General features: G+C 56.2%; 21 protein-coding genes. 7 read left to right on the top strand and 14 right to left on the bottom strand.

Going from position 1 to position 20,128, the window contains the following annotated elements:
- Positions 1-10: 10 nt before the first annotated feature.
- Entirely contained in the window at positions 11-946 is a 936-nt protein-coding gene (locus Q0775_RS06355; RefSeq protein ID WP_298858516.1) for a CorA family divalent cation transporter, read from the top strand.
- A 175-nt stretch (positions 947-1,121) separates the two neighbouring features.
- Positions 1,122-2,027, top strand: coding sequence for a LysR family transcriptional regulator (locus Q0775_RS06360; protein WP_298858518.1), 906 nt, complete (start codon positions 1,122-1,124; stop codon positions 2,025-2,027).
- A gap of 72 nt (positions 2,028-2,099) precedes the next feature.
- Here the strand turns inward: Q0775_RS06360 and Q0775_RS06365 are convergent, their stop codons facing one another.
- The 4 genes from Q0775_RS06365 to Q0775_RS06380 are packed head-to-tail and all read right to left on the bottom strand — an operon-like array spanning position 2,100 to position 5,036.
- On the bottom strand, positions 2,100-3,023 hold the full coding sequence (locus Q0775_RS06365; RefSeq protein WP_298858520.1) for an OmpA family protein: 924 nt from the start codon (positions 3,021-3,023) through the stop codon (positions 2,100-2,102).
- A complete protein-coding gene (locus tag Q0775_RS06370; RefSeq protein WP_298858522.1) occupies positions 3,020-3,589 on the bottom strand; it encodes a peroxidase-related enzyme in 570 nt (189 codons plus the stop codon). The genes Q0775_RS06365 and Q0775_RS06370 overlap by 4 nt, the downstream gene beginning before the upstream one ends.
- An 11-nt stretch (positions 3,590-3,600) precedes the next feature.
- Positions 3,601-4,320, bottom strand: coding sequence for a GNAT family N-acetyltransferase (locus tag Q0775_RS06375; protein WP_298858524.1), 720 nt, complete (start codon positions 4,318-4,320; stop codon positions 3,601-3,603).
- Positions 4,317-5,036, bottom strand: coding sequence for a molybdopterin-binding protein (locus Q0775_RS06380; protein ID WP_298858527.1), 720 nt, complete (start codon positions 5,034-5,036; stop codon positions 4,317-4,319). Before Q0775_RS06380 ends, Q0775_RS06375 begins: the two co-directional genes overlap by 4 nt.
- Positions 5,037-5,083: 47 nt before the next feature.
- Between Q0775_RS06380 and sfsA the strand changes: the two genes are divergently transcribed.
- Complete coding sequence (gene sfsA, locus Q0775_RS06385) at positions 5,084-5,797, top strand: DNA/RNA nuclease SfsA (protein WP_298858529.1); 714 nt, start codon at positions 5,084-5,086, stop codon at positions 5,795-5,797.
- Positions 5,798-5,814: 17 nt separating this feature from the next.
- Positions 5,815-6,636 carry a type I methionyl aminopeptidase gene (gene map / locus Q0775_RS06390; RefSeq protein ID WP_298858531.1) on the top strand — a complete coding sequence of 274 codons (822 nt, stop codon included), beginning with the start codon at positions 5,815-5,817 and terminating at the stop codon, positions 6,634-6,636.
- Between the two features lie 64 nt (positions 6,637-6,700).
- Here the strand turns inward: map and rsmD are convergent, their stop codons facing one another.
- Both rsmD and Q0775_RS06400 read right to left on the bottom strand, forming a co-directional pair.
- Positions 6,701-7,252 carry a 16S rRNA (guanine(966)-N(2))-methyltransferase RsmD gene (gene rsmD / locus Q0775_RS06395; protein WP_298858533.1) on the bottom strand — a complete coding sequence of 184 codons (552 nt, stop codon included), beginning with the start codon at positions 7,250-7,252 and terminating at the stop codon, positions 6,701-6,703.
- Complete coding sequence (locus Q0775_RS06400) at positions 7,249-8,457, bottom strand: FAD-dependent oxidoreductase (protein ID WP_298858535.1); 1,209 nt, start codon at positions 8,455-8,457, stop codon at positions 7,249-7,251. Before Q0775_RS06400 ends, rsmD begins: the two co-directional genes overlap by 4 nt.
- A gap of 88 nt (positions 8,458-8,545) precedes the next feature.
- Here Q0775_RS06400 and Q0775_RS06405 point away from each other — a divergent pair, with 88 nt between their 5' ends.
- Entirely contained in the window at positions 8,546-9,034 is a 489-nt protein-coding gene (locus tag Q0775_RS06405) for a peroxiredoxin (RefSeq protein ID WP_298858537.1), read from the top strand.
- 57 nt (positions 9,035-9,091) lie between these two features.
- Here the strand turns inward: Q0775_RS06405 and Q0775_RS06410 are convergent, their stop codons facing one another.
- The 8 genes from Q0775_RS06410 to Q0775_RS06445 form a co-directional block, all read right to left on the bottom strand.
- Positions 9,092-9,949 carry a mechanosensitive ion channel domain-containing protein gene (locus Q0775_RS06410; protein WP_298858539.1) on the bottom strand — a complete coding sequence of 286 codons (858 nt, stop codon included), beginning with the start codon at positions 9,947-9,949 and terminating at the stop codon, positions 9,092-9,094.
- 4 nt (positions 9,950-9,953) lie between these two features.
- Positions 9,954-10,244: a 4a-hydroxytetrahydrobiopterin dehydratase gene (locus tag Q0775_RS06415; protein WP_298858541.1), complete on the bottom strand. Its 291-nt coding sequence runs from the start codon at positions 10,242-10,244 to the stop codon at positions 9,954-9,956.
- Positions 10,241-11,428: a GNAT family N-acetyltransferase gene (locus Q0775_RS06420; protein WP_298858543.1), complete on the bottom strand. Its 1,188-nt coding sequence runs from the start codon at positions 11,426-11,428 to the stop codon at positions 10,241-10,243. The genes Q0775_RS06415 and Q0775_RS06420 overlap by 4 nt, the downstream gene beginning before the upstream one ends.
- A 55-nt stretch (positions 11,429-11,483) precedes the next feature.
- Positions 11,484-12,254, bottom strand: coding sequence for a glycerophosphodiester phosphodiesterase family protein (locus Q0775_RS06425; RefSeq protein ID WP_298858544.1), 771 nt, complete (start codon positions 12,252-12,254; stop codon positions 11,484-11,486).
- Positions 12,251-12,709, bottom strand: a complete 459-nt coding sequence (locus tag Q0775_RS06430; protein ID WP_298858546.1) for a RidA family protein — start codon at positions 12,707-12,709, stop codon at positions 12,251-12,253. The genes Q0775_RS06425 and Q0775_RS06430 overlap by 4 nt, the downstream gene beginning before the upstream one ends.
- A gap of 71 nt (positions 12,710-12,780) precedes the next feature.
- On the bottom strand, positions 12,781-14,085 hold the full coding sequence (locus tag Q0775_RS06435; RefSeq protein ID WP_298858548.1) for an HlyD family type I secretion periplasmic adaptor subunit: 1,305 nt from the start codon (positions 14,083-14,085) through the stop codon (positions 12,781-12,783).
- Positions 14,082-15,818: a type I secretion system permease/ATPase gene (locus Q0775_RS06440; protein WP_298858550.1), complete on the bottom strand. Its 1,737-nt coding sequence runs from the start codon at positions 15,816-15,818 to the stop codon at positions 14,082-14,084. Before Q0775_RS06440 ends, Q0775_RS06435 begins: the two co-directional genes overlap by 4 nt.
- 125 nt (positions 15,819-15,943) lie before the next feature.
- On the bottom strand, positions 15,944-18,175 hold the full coding sequence (locus Q0775_RS06445; protein ID WP_298858552.1) for a transglycosylase domain-containing protein: 2,232 nt from the start codon (positions 18,173-18,175) through the stop codon (positions 15,944-15,946).
- 255 nt (positions 18,176-18,430) lie between these two features.
- On the opposite strand from Q0775_RS06445, the gene Q0775_RS06450 reads away from it, so the two are divergent.
- Complete coding sequence (locus Q0775_RS06450; protein ID WP_298858554.1) at positions 18,431-18,769, top strand: P-II family nitrogen regulator; 339 nt, start codon at positions 18,431-18,433, stop codon at positions 18,767-18,769.
- Between the two features lie 8 nt (positions 18,770-18,777).
- Complete coding sequence (locus Q0775_RS06455) at positions 18,778-20,103, top strand: ammonium transporter (protein ID WP_298858556.1); 1,326 nt, start codon at positions 18,778-18,780, stop codon at positions 20,101-20,103.
- Positions 20,104-20,128: the final 25 nt, after the last annotated feature.

Consider the following 20,128-nt stretch of genomic DNA (forward strand, 5'->3'; position numbering starts at 1 on the left):
GACGCAGCCTATGCCCATCTGTGTTTTCGACGTGAATGAGGACGGCAGCACAACTGTTCCCGACACAGCTGCTCTGACTGGTCCTGCCCGCTACCGCTGGTGGCACTTTGATCTGTCCGACAGCCACCTTGCCGACTGGTGCGAAACGCATTTGCCTGCGATCCCTGCTGGTGCGCTCCTGCAGCCCGAAACACGCCCCCGGTGCGATACCTATGAGGACGGGCTGATCCTCAACCTGCGTGGCATCAACCTGAACGCAGGTCAGCATACCGACGAGATGGTTTCAATTCGCATGTGGGTTACCGATGCTGCGATCGTCACAGTGCGCATGCGGCGGGTGTTCGCCATTGATGAAATCCGCCAGAGCGCTGTTGCCCAGATGGCCCCAACCACACCAGCCGCCTTTGTCACTGCTCTTGTGTCTCGCCTTACGACACGTATCCAGTCCGAAGTCAGCGCCATCAGCAAACTGACCGAGTTCTTCGAGGCCGACCTCGAGGACGAGACAACGCCGATTCCTGCCGAGCTAACTCAATCGCGCCGCCGCGTGATCCGCCTGCGCCGCTACCTCGATCCCCAACGCGCAGCACTCAACGCCCTCTCGAGTTCTCCGCTGATCCCGCAAGGAGACCATCCGAGCCTGCGTGAGCTTGCGAACCGCACAACGATGACAGTTGAGGAACTAGACGCGCTGCGCGACCGATTGAGCGCGGTGCAGGACGATCATGATCTTGATGTTGCCCGCAAACAGGCGCGGAATAGCTTTCTACTTTCTGTAGGGGCCGGGATATTTCTGCCGATCAGCTTTCTCACAGGTGTTTTTGGTGTGAACCTCGGCGGTATGCCAGGTGTGGATAGTCCTTGGGCCTTCACAATCCTCTGCGTTGGCATGACTGGCCTCGCCTTTCTCCTTTTGTTGGTCATCCGCAGGATGCAATGGCTTTAGACCGTTCATAATAGGCATTAAGCGCCTGTCTGAGATGTCCCGAAACAGACTGTTCCCCTGTTTCCTGACACGCAACGGTTGCGCAATTACCTTGCTACTGTCCCATCCCTGCCCAGATTGCGCCCCATTCCACCGCCATAGCTGATCCTCGAACAAAGAATGGAAGGGGACGGCAATGGACCGCCTGACAGAAATGGAAGCTTTCGCCACCGTGGTGGATCAAGGGGGCTTCACCGATGCCGCCAAGAAGATGGGGATCTCCAAATCGGCGGTCTCCAAACATGTCTCATCATTGGAGGCACGCCTCGGCGCACGTCTGTTGAACAGAACAACACGCCGTGTGTCACCGACGGAAATCGGCCTCGCCTATTATGACCGCGCCCGCCGCGTTCTCAATGATGCGGGAGAAGCGGACGCGCTTGTCACATCCATGCAATCAGCGCCCTCAGGCCTGCTGCGCATCTCGGTGGCCACAGATTTTGGTGTTAATCACCTCAGTCCGGTCCTATCAGAATTCTTGGGCGACTTTCCTGACATCACCGTCAACATGGTCCTCAACAACCGCTACGTTGAACTGATCTCGGAAGGTTTCGACATGGCTGTACGTATTGGGGAGTTGGAAGACAGCACTCTGCGGGCCCGAAAGCTGACAGAGACGACCAAGCGTATGATCGCCTCGCCTGCTTACTTTGAAAAATATGGCCGACCGGAAAAGATCGACGACCTGAACGATCACAAGCTGCTGCATTACTCCAACCAATCAAGCGGAAACGTATGGAAACTGACAGCACCCTCTGGTGAGAAGCGTCAGGTACGCACCGCAGGCTGGCTTTCGGTCAATGACGGACAATCCCTGCTCAACGCGGCTGTCTCTGGCCTCGGCATCGCCTACCTTCCTAGCTTCCTCTATGCGGATGCGATGGAAAAAGGCCTGATTGAGGACGCGATCCCCGATCTACCGATCGAGACCCAAGGCATCTATGCAGTCTACCCGCCCGGGCGCTTTACGCAGCCCAAGGTCCGCGCCTTTATCGACTTTCTGGTCCACTCCTTCGCCGAAAAAGGCCCAAGCGAGTGGTAAGCTAGACACGACACACCATCTCCCCTCGGTGAACTTTGCCCCGGTAATGCATCATGCGTTATCGGGGCTTTTTTATTCAGAGAGCACAACTGCCTCGACCCTGCGGTTTGTCTCACGACCTTCTTCGGTGCCGTTAGTGGTGATCGGAGCGAGATACCCAGCGCCCTGAGCCTCAAGCCGCGATGCGGAAATTTCAAAGCGGTTGATCAGATAGTCACGCACAGCACTTGCACGGCTGATCGAGAGCGCCGTGTTCCCCTCAAGACTGCCGATGTTGTCAGTATGCCCTACCAAGGCGACGCGCATATCAGCCTGTGCCAAAAGTGCTTGGGCCAAAGCCTCCAAGGTGGCAAACGGCCCAGTGCCCAGCGCGGAGGTGCCACTCTCGAACTCAAGATCCGACAGAACTGCATGTCCATTCTCGGACAATTCCTGCGCGATGTCTCCTTGCGGAACGATGATGCTGCTGACCGGCACAGCACTTTGCCCGACAGCGATAGGCTCCTCTATACCTGCTTGAATAATCTGGACAAAAGATGCGCCACTGGATGCGCTGGCCAGAATGTTCACGGCTTCCTCTGGCACCCCGTCCAAGCTGCGCATGGCAGTGAGAACATGGAAATTTCTGATGTTGACGTACATGTTCGGAGCGGGAAGGACCTCGGCGGCGAAACGGAAATCATACCCGCCGCATGCCCGCGCCGCGCAGTCCAACACGATCTGGTATCCTGCTTCTTCCAGTTGACGGCGCAAAGGATCGGCCAGTTGGAGCGGCGTCAACCCAGCAACATCAATGCGCCACGCGCTACGCTGTACAGACCCCTCGATCATCCGGGTCGGTAAAACACCATCCTCAAAGGGTCCGGTTGGCGCAAAGAACCGGTCCTGCAACGTATCGCGTGAAATCATCTGGCGCGCGCCATTGGGCAATTGCAGTTCAACCGCTTGCGCGGTTCCTGCAATCCCAAGCAGTAGCGCGAGCCAGACAAGCTTCATCGTGATTGCGCGTGGTACGCTTTGTTCGGGCGCATGTCTGACGCGCTGGCAACGCGGTTTGTCATGTTAAAGAATGCTGCAACCGACGCGATGTCCCAGATGTCACGATCAGAGAAGCCGACCACACGCAGCGCCTCACGGTCGTCCTCCTCGATGATCTCTGGCGCCTCGGTCAGCTTGACCGCAAAATCCAGCATCATCCGCGTCTTGTCGTCCAGATCGGCAACGCGGTAGTTCATCACCATCTGCTCACCCAAGATCGGATCACCCGACAGCTCGCGCACTGCCGCACCATGGGCGGTCAGGCAATAGAAGCACTTGTTCACCGCCGAAACGACCACAGCAATCATCTCGCGCTCAAGCTTGCTTAGGTTACTATCGCCCAGCATCAGATCATTATACAGCGCAGTAAATGTATTCAGCTTATCGATATCAAACGCATAGGCCTGCAAAACGTTGGGGATCATACCCAGTTTGTCCGTGCAAATGTCAAAATACTTCTGCGTGGTAGGTGGCAGCGGATCAACCATTGGAAGGTCAAGGGCGGTAGGTGCGTCATCAGCCATGTCAGGCTCCTTTATTCAGGGTATTGTCGGTAATGATATGTGCCAACGGGGGTAAAGCCCAGCTTGGTGTAAAGCGCATTGGCGGGTTTGTTCTCAGTCACGCAGAGGACCGAAATATGGGTAGCACCTTGTTTGGCGCTCCAGAAGGCAGCGGCCCGCATCATCCATTGGGCAACACCCTGTTTGCGCTGATGCGGCAAAACGACGACCCCATGCACCATAGCAATGCCATTATGGATACCAACAAAGGCAACCCCGCCCGGCTTTTCATTCCAGCGTGCCAAGATGCCCGTTTTAATCTTCGCACGCTCCATCACGGCCAACCTTGCAGGTCCGACACCATCTGTCGCCCAAATCTCGGTCATGATTGCAAGCGGCTCCCAGATATTGAAACATGTCACGCGCGGGATCGGAATATCGGTAAGTAAATTGACAGGCGCTACATACAGTTGGACCTCATCGATACGGGCGTAGCCGCGTGCATCAAGCATCGCATCCAGCGCATCATCCCCCTCACGGATCATGAACAGCGGCGGCTGCCCTATCCCGCGCATCGCCGTTTCGGCCGCTGGAATATCACTGTCCGTCACATCGCTTAGCGCCGTTGCAGCCGAGACACGCTTGCCCCCGCCCGCGCCATCACGCAGCGTCCAAACACCCTCCGCCCACGCGCGTGCAGGGGGCCAAGTCCCCTCACAAACATCATACAAAGTGGCAGCATCAGGCGTCATGAAAACGCCTCCGCCAATTTGCCCATCGCCTCATCCAGAAGGGCAGTATCCTGACCCCGCACAACGATATTAGCGCCATACTTCCCGTCCCGCTGAAACGGATAGCTGCCCATCGACAGGGCAGGATAAGCCTCCGCTAACGCACCCAGCGGCCCCGCAATATCGCCCTCGCCACGGTGTATAGTGAGGGTTTTGCTGATCAACGGCGCACCTCCTGTGAGCGTGGGCAGCACACTTGCCACCATCGCTTTGAACACACTGGGCACACCTGCCATTACGTGCACGTTCTCGATGGAAAATCCGGGCGCGGCAGAAACGGGGTTGTCGATCAGCCTTGCACCCTCAGGAATACGCGCCATGCGCAACCGCGCCGCGTTCAACTCGGTCCCCGCCTTGTCGTAATGCACCTGCAAAATCGCGCGGGCATCATCTCTCACATCAATGCTCTGTCCAAACGCCGCCGCCATACAATCGGCAGTAATATCATCATGCGTCGGCCCGATCCCGCCCGAGGTAAACACGGTATCATAAACCGCCGAAAGCGCCTGCACCGCCGATATAATCGCGTCGCGGTCATCCGAGACGATGCGCACTTCGGCAAGGTTGATCCCCACTTCCGTCAACGCCCCCGCAAGATAATGCATATTCGCATCCCGTGTGCGCCCCGAAAGGATCTCGTCCCCGATCACCAGCATTGCTGCGGTTGGATTCGCCATGTCGCCTCTCCTTGAGCCTGTTCCCTCAAAGGTATAGGCCCACCATCATGCGCTTTCAAACCGATCTTGTCCCCGCCCGCCTTATCCGCCGCTACAAACGGTTTCTGGCCGACTGTACGCTGGAGGACGGAAGCGAAATCGTTGCCCACTGCGCTAACCCTGGCTCCATGATGGGACTGGCCGAGGCGGGCACAAAAGTTTGGCTTGAGCCAAATGATGACCCTAAGAAAAAGCTGAAATACGGACTCAGGTTGGTTGATCATGAAAACGGTCACCTTACTGGCGTCGACACCTCCTTGCCCAACCGTGTGTTGCGCACAGCGCTGGAGGCTGGTGAGATTGAGGCGCTGGCCGCTTACACAAATGTACGACCCGAAGTGAAATATGGCGAAAACTCCCGCGTGGATTTCCTGCTGACCAAAGACGGGTTGCCAAATGCCTATGTTGAGGTGAAGTCGGTCACGCTCTGCCGCACGCCTGCGCTGGCGGAATTCCCAGATAGCGTGACCGCACGTGGCACCAAACATATGCATGATCTGGCCGAAGTCGCACGTATGGGCCACCGCGCTGTGTTGCTCTATCTGGTACAGCGCACCGATTGCACCCACGTCGACATCGCCGCCGATATTGATCCAAAGTATGCCGCTGCCCACGCGGAAGCCACAAAAGCAGGCGTTGAAACCATCTGCATCGGCACCCACATCACACCCCAAGGGATTACCATCGCCGCCCCTCTGGCCCTTGGCCGTCCATCGCGTTAAACACCCCCAACACAAGGATGGAGAGAGCCGTGACAGATATTCACAAAGGTCGCACAACTAAGGACGGCATTCGCATCCATGAGGCTGCCGATTTCGCTGGCATGCACGCCGCAGGGCGCCTCGCAGCAACCATCCTCGATGAAATCGCCGAGCATGTGACCGTGGGCCAAACCACTGCCGAGCTTGACCGCATCATCGAAGAAAAGGTGAACACCGCAGGCGCAAAATCCGCGACTATCGGCTATAAAGGCTATCAGCATGCAAGCTGCATTTCCGTAAACCACGTCGTTTGCCACGGCATTCCAGGTGATAAAAAGCTGAAGGATGGCGACATCCTCAACATCGATGTGACCGTGATTGTCGATGGATGGTTTGGCGACACATCCCGCATGTATGTGGCGGGAAAACTTGCCCGCAAGCCTGAACGCTTGATTGAAGTCACCCATGAGGCTCTGATGAAGGGCATTGAGATGGTCAAACCGGGCAATACCTTTGGCGACATCGGCCACGCGATCCAGACCTTCGTAGAAGGGCACCGCATGTCCGTTGTAACTGACTTCTGCGGTCACGGTCTTGGCCGCGTTTTCCATGCACCGCCAAACGTCCTGCACTACGGTAAGGCAGGCACAAAATCTGTATTGGAACCGGGCATGTTCTTTACCATTGAACCGATGGTGAACCTTGGCCGCGCCGAGACAAAGACGCTTGCCGACGACTGGACTGCCGTGACCCGCGACAAATCCCTGTCAGCGCAGTTTGAGCATTCCATCGGTGTGACCGAGACAGGTTACGAGATTTTCACCCTCTCACCTGCGGGTAAATTCCACCCGACCTACTGATCCGCGATGGGTGCCTGAACGGTGTACAGGGGGTGTACAGCAGGTGTACGCATGGCACCCCCCACTAATCCAGCTTGAGCAGCGTCACATGCGTATCGCCATATTTGCGGCGGTCCAGCCGCGTGAACCCCGCAGGCGCGTGCATCGCCGCATTCTCTTCCCAGACCACCACTGCACCCTGCGCCAGCCAACCGCCCCCATGCGCAGCGGCAAGGGCGCTCTGCCCCATCCCCTTGCCATAGGGCGGATCAAGGAAAACCAGATCAAACGGCGCCATAGGCCAAGCGCCCAATTGCGTCGCGTCGTTGCGCATCAATGTCGTCGCATCCTTGGCATGCAACTTCTCGATATTTTGGGCAATCAATTTTTGCGCCACGCGCCCATTTTCAACAAAAACAACATGTTGTGCGCCCCGCGACAGCGCCTCAAGCCCCAGCGCACCAGTCCCCGCAAACAAATCCAACACCCGTGCACCACGGATCACACTCAGATGGGTCAGCATGGAAAACAGGCTCTCTCGAACACGGTCAGAGGTGGGGCGCAAATGCGCGTCCATATCTCCCTTTCCGACATCTGCCAGAACCGTTCCGCGATATGCCCCCGAGATAATCCTCACGCGGACAGCAGCGCCTTCATATCGGTCTCTGGATTGGCAATCACATCTGGCGCAGGAGATTTACTGCCCTCAATCAATCGCTTACCAATCATATACCCGCGCGGGTCATTGGCTGCATCCACCGCCAGCAATGTCTCGCCACGGTAGTACCAGAACGACACCGGCCCCGGTGCGGCCCCCCGCGTCACGACACGGTCATACCCCGTATTCAGGCCCGCGATCTGAAGCTTCACGTTATACTGATCCGACCAGAACCACGGCTTCGCATGGTATTCCTTCTGCGCCCCCATCAGGTTCTCGGCGACCACTTCGGCCTGCTCAATCGCGTTCGGCACACTCTCCAACCGTATGCGCCCGCCGCGGTAGGGGAAAGAGGTGCAATCACCAGCAGCCCAGATGTGCGGAACATTTGTGCGCCCCAAGCTGTCCACCGCGATACCGTTGTCGAGGGCAACGCCCGCCGCCTCTGCCAATGACGTTGCAGGTGCTATACCGACACCAACAATTACAAAATCAACGTTCAGCGTGGTACCATCGGTCAACACAGCACTGCTGACAGCGCCCTCGCCTGCTAAACGCTCAAGCCCGACACCTTCGCGCAGCATCACGCCGTTGCGTTGATGCAGGGCGCGGAAGAAATCAGACGTCTCGGGTGCCGCAACACGCTGCAAGATGCGCGGGGCCATTTCGACCAGCGTCACTTCAAGCCCCAGCTTGGCCGCGACCGATGCCGCCTCCAAACCGATGTAGCCGCCGCCGACAATCAGTACTCGCGCACCTGCCTTGAAACGCGGTGCCATTGCATCCACATCTGCCAATCCACGCACGACATGAACGCCCTCCAATGCACCACCAATCGCAGCGGGCAGATGGTGAGGTGTAGAGCCAGTCGTCAACACCAGATCATCATATGAAATAACCTCATCCCCTAAAGCAATCTGCTGTGCACCGGGATCAATCGCAGAGACAGTTGCACCAAGGCGCAGATCGATATTCTGCTCGGCATAAAATGCCTCTGGCCGCAGGAACAATCGCTCCAGAGCCATTTCCCCCATCAGATAGGCCTTGGACAAGGGTGGGCGCTGGTAGGGGGGGTGTGCCTCGGCCCCGATCAAAGTGATTTTCCCGTCAAACCCGCCATTGCGCAGCTTAGCCACGCAGGAAGATCCCGCCTGCCCTGCTCCGATCACAACGATATGGCGCATGGTAAATCTCCCTGATGCACTGGCCCCGACTGTGCGATGACCCTATATCTGGGATAAGGCTAAACACAATCACATGAAAGGTGACACCATGCCAATTTCCCAAGGCGATACTCTTCCCGACGCGACACTGGTCAAGATGGGTGCAGAAGGTCCCGCTCCCGTCAAGATCAGCGACCTGACCAAAGGCCGTAAAGTCGTCGTATTCGCCGTGCCAGGTGCATTTACGCCCACATGTCATTCTGCCCATGTGCCCAGCTTTGTGCGCACCAAGGACCAATTCGATGCAAAAGGCGTGGACGAGATCATCTGCATTTCCTGCAACGATCCCTTTGTGATGCAGGCATGGGGCGAAGCCACAGGTGCGACGGCTGCGGGCATTACCATGCTCGGCGACGCCAGCTCCGAGTTCACAAAGGCCATAGGCATGGATTTTGACGCAGCGCCCGCTGGCCTCGTTGCACGCTCCAAGCGCTATGCGATGCTGGTAGATGACGGCAAGGTTACTCTTTTACAAGAGGAAGAAAACCCGGGCGTTTGCGAAGTGTCCGGTGGCGAAGGCCTCCTCGCCAGCATGTAATTCAAATAAGGGGGCCGCACATGATGCGGCCCCCTGTGCTCTTATGCGCACTATTACCTAGCTGGTTTTTGCCTGAACCATTGTTCGTGTAGGGAACGGAATATCTACGCCGCCCGCGTCCAAGGCCTCTTTGACCTTTCGGGTCATGTCGGCACGGTAAGCAAAGTATACCGATGCGTCACACCAGACCCGCACCAAGAAATCGACAGAACTATCGCCGAGGTTTGTGACCTGCACAAACGGCTCCGGCTCCGCATGGGAGCGGGAGTCGGACATTACCGTATTGCGAATGATCTCCTCGGCGTCCTTGAGATTGGCACCATAGCCGACGCCAAATTTCCATTCGGCACGTCGTGTATCATTCGTGGAGTAGTTTGTTATAATATTGCCCCAAACCTTGGCGTTTGGCACGATGACCTGCACATTGCTCGTGTCTGAAAGTTCGGTAAAATTCAGATTGATTGCTTTGACAGTCCCCATCTCGTCGGCAACTTCGACGAAATCACCAATTTTGATCGGACGAAACAAGATGAGCATGACCCCCGCCGCGACGTTGGAAAGGGTCCCCTGAAGCGCTAGACCGATTGCCAGACCAGCCGCACCGATGATTGCCACGACAGATGTCGTTTGAACGCCGAAGGTGTTGAGAACAAACAGGACGGTAAAGCCCATGATGATATAACGTACAATCGAGGCTAGAAACTCGAACAGCATATTGTCGAGGTGCTTGTTCTTTTTGCTGAGCTTAATGATCCGGCGTTGCATCCACGCTGATAGCGTCCAGCCGATAAAAAGAATTACAACAGCACCCAGCAGGGACCCCGCCGCAGAGGCGAGAAATTCCAGCGTAAGCAGATCAGACAATGACTTTCCTTGCCAAATTTCGGCATTCATCAGATTATTGATCGTTTCCATATCTTCAGAGCCCGTCCATTTTGCGCGCGAGCTTTGCGTCAAGGGTACTGAGGCCGTCAACATCATGCGTCGTCAGCGTGACTGTGACTTTGTTATAGACGTTTAACCATTCGGGATGGTGGTTCCACTTCTCAGCCCAGATCGCAGCCGAGGTCATCCAGCCAAAAGCATGCGCAAAATCATCAAATTTGAAGGTTTTGACGATGGCATCTCGCCCCTCAGCCATTTCCCATCCGTTTTGCAACAACGGATCCAACAACGGGCCGCGTGTCTCTTCGCTAAGTTTCTCTGTCATTCCTGTTCCTCAATCTTTGTCTTTTTGAACGGACCATAGTCCGTCAGTATTTCAATTTCTTCGTCCACTGCGGCGCGCTCTGCTTCCAGATAGTCGCCCACAGCACGTGCAAACCCCCCATCGCGCATCCAGTGGAGCGACCATGTCGGCGTTGGCAAGTATCCCCGCGCCAGTTTGTGCTCGCCTTGCGCACCCGCTTCAACCGCGCCGAGGCCCATCGCTATCGCGATATCAATCGCTTGGTAATAGCACAGCTCGAAGTGCAGGCAGGAGTGATGCTCTGTGCAGCCCCAATATCTTCCGTACAACGCGTCAGCCCCGATAAAGTTCAATGCCCCAGCGACCCAGCGACCGTCCCGCTCGGCCAGCACGAGTGCCATATCGTTTCGCAGTGTCTCTTGAGCAATGTCGAAGAAAGAACGGGTCAGATAAGGTGTACCCCATTTGCGCATGCCGGTATCCTGATAGAATATCCAGAAGGCATCCCAATGCTCCGGCAGAATCTCGTTTCCAGTAAAGGTTTGAATCGTGCCGCCGAACCCCTGCGCTGTGGTACGTTCTTTACGCATGTTCTTGCGCTTGCGTGAACTGAGGCTGGCAAGGAACTCATCAAAATCTGCATAGCCGTCGTTGCGCCAATGGAACTGCTGGCTCTTGCGGGGCATGAGGCCAAGCCCTTCGGCCCGCTGCGCTTCCTCAGCTGTGCAAAATGTCACGTTGAGCGAGCTGAGATTATTACTCTCGGTGAGTTGCACCGCCCCTTGGACCAGCGCATCGAACGCCACTTCTTCAAACCCCGTTCGTGTCAGGAACCTGCGTCCCGTGGCAGGAGTATGCGGCACAGCAATCTGAAGTTTCGGGTAATAGCGCCCGCCTGCCCGCTCATAGGCATTAGCCCAGGCGTGATCAAAGATATACTCGCCCTGACTATGCGACTTGGCATAGAGCGGTGCGACCCCGATGATCTGCCCCTCGATTTGTGCCGTGAGGTATTGCGGCTGCCAACCCGTACCTGCACCCACACTGCCACTGTCCTCCATCGCTTTGAGAAAGCGATGAGTTGTAAACGGGTCATTGGGCCGCGCGCCATCAATTGCTTCGGGACAAGCACAAGCATCCCAATCCACAGCATCAATTTCGGACAGTGATCCAATGATCCTGATCTCGACCTCTTGCGCGCTCATCATGCAATCCCTGTGCGGTGGCTGAGTGCTAAAGGTGGCACGCAAGCCGCGATGTTCAAGCGTTTGGTACCGCGAGATAGCCATCGAACGTGATTGTATCAGCGACGCGACGCGCTTGTACTTCTTGCTCAGCACTGCGCACCGTCCAGCAGTTTATCACAGCGCCTGCTTTCTTGAGCTCCGCAACGCGTGCACTCTCCAGATCGCTCACTTCGTGACTTATAAATGATGCTCCCACACGGTCGTAATCAGGGATACCCCGAAGCACTGCACAGACCTCCTCCGACAACGGCCAGTCTTCGGGGCGGTAGGCGGAAGTCGTTAGCCCGCGCGGAAGATCCGGCGCCAGCACCTGCATAGTAGCCACGGCATGCGGGTTAAAAGACATGACGGCCACATCACCCTCATATCCTACGAGTGCCTGCGCTGTAGCCCGCTCAAGAGCTCCAACTTTTGGCCCCATTGCGCCATCTTGATCCTTTAGCTCGATGAGGAGCGGCACTTGTCCCGAGACAATCTCAAGGACCTCCGCTAGATCCGGAATGCCTTCATTTCCACCGCGCAGCGGCGTGGATTTCAGAGCATCTGCCGTTAGGAGCTGCACCGCACCCTGAACATCGGTAAGGCGCTCAAGGTGATAGTCGTGAAACACCATCGCAGCCCCGTCACCGCTCAACTGCACATCAATCTCGATGCCATAGCCTGCTGCAATCGCTGCGCGGATGGCTGCGCGGGAGTTCTCGGGTCGCCCGTCTGTGACATCATGCAAGGCGCGATGCGCGAACGGAAGGCGCGCAAAGCTGGGCGGCAATTGGGAAAATGTCATGCGATCTCGAAGATACCTTCGATTTCGACTGCAACGCCCAAAGGCAAAGCACCTGCAGATACGGCAGAACGTGCATGACGGCCTGCATCCCCCAAGGCCTCAACCAGAAAATCGGAGCAGCCGTTGATCACCTTGGGCTGGTCGGTGAAATCCTTGGTCGAGTTTACAAATCCTGTTAATTTGACCACGCGCACAAGGCGGTCAATATCACCGCCACAGGCAGCACGAACCTGAGTAAGCAGTTGGAGCGCACAGGTGCGTGCAGCGGCAGCACCCTCTTCAACGCTCATGTTATCGCCCAAAATGCCAGTGATCAGACCATCATCGGTGCGCGAAATCTGACCCGAGACATAGAGCGTGTTCCCGACCTGAACAAATGGCACATAATTGGCCGCAGGCGCAGATGCGTCTGGCAGAGTGATCCCTTGGTCGGTCAGGCGTTTTGCAATGCTCATAGTGTCGTGTCCTCTTAAATGTTGGTTTTCCAGACGCTAGCGCCCTTGGTTCTCACACGAAAGGCCTTCAGTTAGCTTTCGCGCCAAGACTTCACAAAATAGTCGGTCACAGGCTTGAGCAGATACGTCAATGGAGAGCGATCCCCAGTCTTGATGAACGCATCAACAGGCATACCTGGCAACAGTTGGGTACCCTCAGGAAGCCGCTCGACCTCTCCGGGAGAGAGTGTGATCTCGGCTCTGAAATACCGCGCACCTGTGTTTGGGTCATCAATCGCATCAGCCGAAATGAGCATAACACGCCCTTTGAGTTCTGGTGTTGTGCGTTGATCCATTGAGGACAGACGCAAGTTTACTTCCTGACCTACCGAAATTTCGTCGATATTGGTCGGCAACACTTGTGCTGCAATCACCAGCGGACGGTCCTGTGGCACCAAAAACATCAGGGGCTCTGCCGCCCGAATAACCGAACGCGGCGTGGTGACTTGCATCGAATAAACGATGCCCGAAACAGGGGCGCGGATATCCAGCCTATCGATCATCGCCAAAAGTGCACGCCGCTGCTCAACCAATGACAGCTCTCGATAGCGAATTTCGCGCAGTTGGGAAATCGCTTCTTCGCGACCCGATGTACCAAGTTTTAGACCAATGATCTCAATCTCGGTGATACGTCCTTCTGCTTGCGCGCGGGATGCAACCAAACGGCCGATTTCACCCGAAAGACGGGCTTTCTCGCGTTGAAGTCCCAACACAGTAGACACCTGCGCCAGCCCTTGATCCAACAGGCTTTGTTGGCTGGCTAGTTGCTGCTCAATCAGGCCCAACTGCGTGCTAAGTGCATCCTCTTGTGCACCGATGCCCTTGATCTGCTCCTCAATCTGGTTGCGTTGTTTGCCAAGTTGCTCAATCTCGCGTGCGACACTGTCGCGGCGCGCAAAAAACAGATTGCTCTGACCGTCCATCAACTCTTTGGCGTCAGGGTTAGTCTGCCCAGCAGCTTTCAGCTCTTCGGGAAAACTGATTTCGGCAACCTCATCGCGCTGCGCCTCTAGACGGCCACGACGTGCCATAAGTTCAAACAATTGACCCTCAATCAATGTCAGTTCTGATTGTGCTTCTTGCGGATCAAGCTGCAACAACAGGTCCCCCGCCTTAACCAGATCACCCTCATCGACCAAGATATCGGATATTGTGCCACCTGTGTTATGCTGAACGACCTGTCTGTTGCGGTCCACTTCGATGCGGCCCGAGGCGATAATCGCACCTGCAATGTTGGACGTGACGGACCATGTGCCGAACCCGCCGAACAATATCACAACACCAATAAATCCGATAAGGACGGGGCGCCATGCGCTCCATTTGTTTGCTTTGCTCATGTCACGCCTCCTGTGCCCTTGGGCGCGTTTTGGATTTCTTTGTGGTTTTTGACCATTCCTTTGAGCACTTCGTCCTTGGGGCCAAAGGCCACACACATCCCGTTATCGAGCACCAGCAAAGTATCACACTCCTGAATGGCCGCAGGCCGATGCGCCATAATTAAAACCGAACGCCCAGAGGCTTTCATCGCGCGAATAGCACGATTGAGCGCTTCAGAACCTACATTGTCGAGGTTGGAATTCGGCTCATCCAGCACCAGTATCACTGGATCGTAATAAAGGGCACGTGCAAGACCAATCCGCTGCATTTGCCCCCCTGAAAGGCGGACCTGCCCCGCATTGATCATCGTGTCATAGCCGTCCGGCAGTTCGAGAATCATCTCATGAGCAGCAGCCATTTTTGCAGCAGCGACAACCTTTTCATCATCGGGCGTATCGGCCAAACGCGCGATGTTCTGCGCGATTGTGCCATCGAACAGCGAGACCCGCTGCGGCAGATATCCGATGTAGCGGCCTAGTACCTCGGAGCCGTAATGCTCAAGACTTGCGCCATCAAGCCGAACAGAGCCCCCCGCAGGACGCCAAACCCCCGTAAGAGTTCGTGCCAGTGTTGACTTACCCGCACCGGAAGGACCAATCACACCAACGGCCTGTCCTGGTTCAACTTTGAACGAAACCGACTTGAGCGATGCCTGTTTTTCCCCGGGCGGGACCACAGTAAGGTTTTTTGCAACCAGCATCGCACGGGGTTTTGGCAGCTCAGTGCGCTGCCCCTCTACTGCGACAACGCCCAACAGCTCTGCAAGGTTTGCCCAGCCCGTCATACCCCGTTGCACAACCGGCCATTGGTTCAACCCCATTTCGACAGGCGCAAGGGCGCGCCCCAACAGGATAGAGCCAGCGATCATCGCACCAGGCGTCAATTCATTCTGTAACACCAGATACGCACCCATCCCCAGCATCGCAGATTGTAAAAACAGGCGAATGGTCTTGGTCATGGACGTAAATGTGCCCCCTACGTCTGCAGCTGTCACCTGACCCTCAAGTGCTTCGGTACGTGCCTTTTGCCAGCGGGTGAAGGCCGCGTCGCGCATGCCCATGGCCTGCACCATCTCGGCTTCGGTCCGAATTTGATCTGCCATGCCGCCTGCCTGTTGGCCTGCAACCGCCGCACGCGCCTGTGCGCCGCGTGACAAATACTGGTTCGCTATCGCGATCACGACCAGCACGGCCCCACCCGCGAGCGCAAGGTACCCCAGATAGACGTGAAAAACAAAAATGCCTGCAAAGAAAATCGGCGTCCACGGCAGGTCAAATGCTGCCATGAGCACTGGTGACGTAATCGTGCGCTGCACGGCCTCTAGATCGGCGAGGCCTGCATTTGTCTTTGCATCAGGAGCCACTGCCGATTTGCGCACAACAGCGTCAAACACCCGTCGGTCCAGATCATCCTGAAACCGTGCCCCAACACGCGCCATGATTCTTCCGCGGGTGTAGTCAAGGATGCCCATTACACCGTATAAAAACACAACGAGCAGAGACAGAGCTACCAGTGTTTCCTGACTGCCTGACCCTAAAACACGGTCATAAACCTGCAACATATAGAGTGGGCCAGTCAGCATCAGCAGGTTTGCAAAAGCTGAAAACAGCCCCACCGTCCAATACAATCCACGACTGCGCTTGCGTATCTGTTGTAGTTCTGCACGGCCGCGCTTGACAATATCGGTCTGCATTTTTCTCCTTCCAAAGCCGCTATCGGCTCCTTGCGTTATCACATGTTAACGCGTAATCACGTCAGCCGAAGCCCAAAGTCAACTAAAGCACTCATTACTTTAAAAGCACGTATAAAAAATCCACATCACCGATCTCCCGCGCGTGGTGCAGGAGCTGAGCTACCCTCACCCCCTCCACCAAAAATATCCTGAAGAACCTGATCAATAATATTGGTCGGGCGCGGCGCCGCGGAAACAGGTCCAAGATTTGTATCTGGCAACGGAGCAACCTCGTTGACGTCACCCTCAAAGAGAACCCGCGCAGGGGCCGGCAACACCATCGGCAGCGGTTTCACCGGAACGCCCTCATGCACCCGTTTCATCGCTTCGCGCCAAATCTCGGTTGGCAAACCGCCACCAGTCACCCCTTTGAGGGGCGTATTATCATCATATCCCATCCAGACACCTGCGACGTAGTCGGCTGAAAAGCCGATAAACCACGCGTCTTTTGCTGCGGATGTAGTGCCCGTCTTACCCGCCAATTGACGGCCTCCGAATTGAGCACGCTGACCCGTCCCTTCAGAGACGACTTTCTCCATCATATAGATAAGCTGACCCGCAGCGTTCTCTTGGATAACGCGTTCACCGATTCCGCCGCCACTGCCCATCAAGGCCTCTGAATCGCCCCGCAAGCGCAGGTCAATCAATCCATAGGGTGTTACAGAGGAGCCGCCGTTCAGGATGCCAGCAAATGCGCCTGTCATTTCTATAAGAGTGCTCTCAGACGCACCAAGTGCAAGCGCAGGACCTGCCGCAAGATCATTCTTGATCCCGAATTGCGAGGCAACGGTGCTGACAGTCTCACGGCCAACAGACTCGGATATCTTGACCGCAGGAATGTTCAGCGATTGCGCCAGCGCGTTGGTCATCGTGGTCTGACCGGAAAAGCGGTTTGTGTAGTTGCGGGGGCACCACTCTCCCGATCCTGGAATGTTAAGGCAATACGGGCTGTCGTCCACCAGATCATTGGGCGAGTAACCCAGATCGAGTGCTGCCGCATAAACGAAAGGTTTGAATGCTGATCCCGTTTGCCGCAGTGCTTGGGTCGCACGGTTAAATGCGCCCGACACCTTGGTCTTGCGTCCACCAACCATCGCGCGCACCGCACCATCCGCACTCATCACTACAATCGCAGCCTGCGCTTTTGATCCTTCGCGTACCTTGTTGTCAAAGACCCAATTCAAACCGTCCACTGCCGCCTGCTGCATACGCTGGTCGAGTGTAGTGCGGATAATCACGTCTTCTGTTGTCTTGCGGGTAAAGAACTCTGGCCCTGTGGACATAACCCAGTCAGCGAAATAACCGCCTGCTCGTGCTTCTGCAGCTTCGGACAGGGTTGCGGGATTGGCCATCGCCTTTTCCACTTGCTCATCCGTCAAATACCCCTGCTCGTTCATCAGGCGCAGGACCGTTGCCGCACGGTTGCGCGAACGTTCAAGATTTGATGTCGGCGAAAGTGTACTCGGCGCCGTGAGCAGACCCGCGATGGTCGCCGCCTCGGCGGGATCAACGTCGGCTGCTGATTTTCCAAAAAACCGTTGCGAGGCCGCCTCTGCACCATAGGCACCGCCGCCCATATACGCGCGGTTCAAATAGATGGAGAGGATATCGTTTTTGGAATACTTTGCCTCCATCGCCATCGCATAAACGGCTTCCTTCGCCTTACGCTTGATGGAGCCACGGCGGCATTCACGTTCATACTCCGCCTCAGTTTGGCCTGCGGTAGGATCAAACGGCTCTCCCAGGCACAGCAATTTGGCCGTCTGCTGGGTAATCGTGGAGCCGCCATGCCCCGACAACGGGCCACGCCCTTCGCTCAGGTTGATGCGTACTGCGGATGCGATGCCGCGCGGGCTCAAACCAAAGTGTTTGTAAAACCGCTTATCCTCGGTCGCGATAACGGCATTCTTGAGGTGAGGAGACACGCCACTTGCCCGCACTGCGCCGCCAAACTGGTCCCCGCGCCACGCAAACACATCACCCTTATAGTCCAACATCGTCACGGAGCCATTCGCCCGTCCATCCAACAGGTCCTCGACGGGCGGCAAAGTGGTTACGAAATATCCGACGACCACCGCAAGAACGGCAAAACCAACCAACACAGAGCGAGATGTGATCACCCAGATGAGACGCAGGAACCAGCGGGCAATCGCGCTGAAGAAACCCATCACGCCACCGCGACGGGGCCGCGTAGGTTTACGAGCCCGTTTCGCTTTGGTTCTCGGCTTCGCTATCTGCTTTGAGGCTGCTGGCTTTGCACCCTTGCGATACCGATTTTCCGCCACCAATGGACGCTTCCGCGTTGGTTTATCACTCATTTATTCGGGCCTGCTCGCCTGCTGTTTCTTCGCACCATAACCCTCTTCATACCGATTGTTTAGCACTTGATCACTTCCTCGCACTCATATTATTGCACAATTTTTAAGCCAATTCACGATATCGATTAAAAATTAGGCGCATGTCCGCCACAAAGTGACCATCTAGGCCTTCCTGCTCTTCCCTCCAGGCGATCCCATCCTCTTTCCTGTCGCTACATCAAGCAGGGATTCCTGCATTTCAAGAGGGACAATCAGATGAAGCTCATCATTGCCACAATTAAACCGTTCAAGCTCGAAGAGGTCCGCGAAGCGCTGACCGAAGCGGGCGTGCGCGGTTTGATGGTTACAGAAATCAAAGGGTTCGGCGCACAGTCCGGCCATACAGAAATTTACCGCGGTGCAGAATACGTCGTAAACTTTGTGCCCAAGGTGAAACTTGAGCTGGTGGTGGCCGACAGTGTCGCCGACCAGATGGTCGAAGTCATAACCAAAACCGCCCACACAGGCAAAATCGGCGACGGCAAAATCTTTGTCCTCGATGTCGAGCAAGCCGTGCGCGTACGCACAGGCGAGACCGGCGAAGACGCTATTTAAATTCAAGGATGACACTGATGAACAAGAAATATCTAATCCCGCTCAGCCTTGGCGCCGCGATGCTGCCGACGCTGGCACTGGCACAAGATGCCGCCGCCCCGAGCTTTGATGAAATCGGCCCCTACCTGATGACCACCCTACTGTTCCTTGTGGGCGGTTTTCTGGTATTTTGGATGGCAGCAGGCTTTGCCATGCTGGAGGCGGGCCTTGTGCGGTCCAAGAACGTCACCACACAGCTGACCAAAAATATAGCACTCTTCTCCCTTGCCTCGATCATGTACTGGCTTGTCGGCTTCAACCTGATGTATCCGGGTGATTTCAACGGCTACTTCGCCTTCAATTTTGTTCCCACCGTGCTGGAGCCTGTGGGCCTTACAGCAGCAGATGCATCACTTGACTACGCCTCTGTGGCGTCTGACTTCTTCTTCCAGCTAATGTTTGTCGCCGCGACAGCGTCCATCGTATCAGGTGCGCTGGCTGAGCGTATCAAGCTGTGGCCCTTCCTTGTCTTCGTGCTTGTCTTGACTGGTTTCCTCTACCCGATTTCCGGCTCATGGCAGTGGGGCGGCGGCTGGTTGTCCGAAATGGGCTTTAGCGACTTTGCCGGATCCACAATCGTACACTCCGTTGGTGGCTGGGCTGCTCTGGCTGGTGCGCTGATCCTCGGACCCCGCCTTGGCAAATACAAAGACGGCCGTGTTAACCCGATGCCCGGTTCGAACCTTGCACTGGCGACACTGGGTACGTTCATCCTGTGGCTGGGGTGGTTCGGCTTTAACGGTGGCTCACAGCTTGCTGCGGGTACTGTAGGCGACATCACAGACATTGGCCGCATCTTTGCAAACACCAACATGGCAGCCGCCTCCGGTTCTGTCGCGGCCCTGATCCTGACACAGCTGCTCTATAAGAAGGTCGACCTCACCATGGTCCTGAACGGCGCGCTTGCTGGTCTGGTCTCTATCACAGCCGAGCCTCTGGCACCCTCCCTCTTCGGTGCGCTCTGGATCGGTGCAATCGGTGGTGTGATCGTGGTCTTCGCGGTGCCATTCCTTGACAAGCTCAAGATCGACGACGTGGTTGGTGCCATTCCGGTCCACCTCTTCGCTGGTATCTGGGGCACGATCGCGGTGGTGTTCTACAACGGCGATGCGAGCCTCATGGTGCAGCTGACAGGTATTGCGGCATACGGCGTGTTCACCTTCGTCGCAGCAGGCATCCTCTGGTTCATCCTCAAGGCGACTGTCGGCATCCGTGTCAGCGAAGAAGCCGAGATCATGGGTCTCGACACCTCGGAGCTGGGTATGGAAGCGTACCCTGAGTTCACCCGCGGCTAAGGCACTGCACGGCGCTTGGCCTCCT

Source organism: uncultured Sulfitobacter sp. (assembly GCF_947499945.1).
Classification (GTDB): Bacteria; Pseudomonadota; Alphaproteobacteria; order Rhodobacterales; family Rhodobacteraceae; genus Sulfitobacter.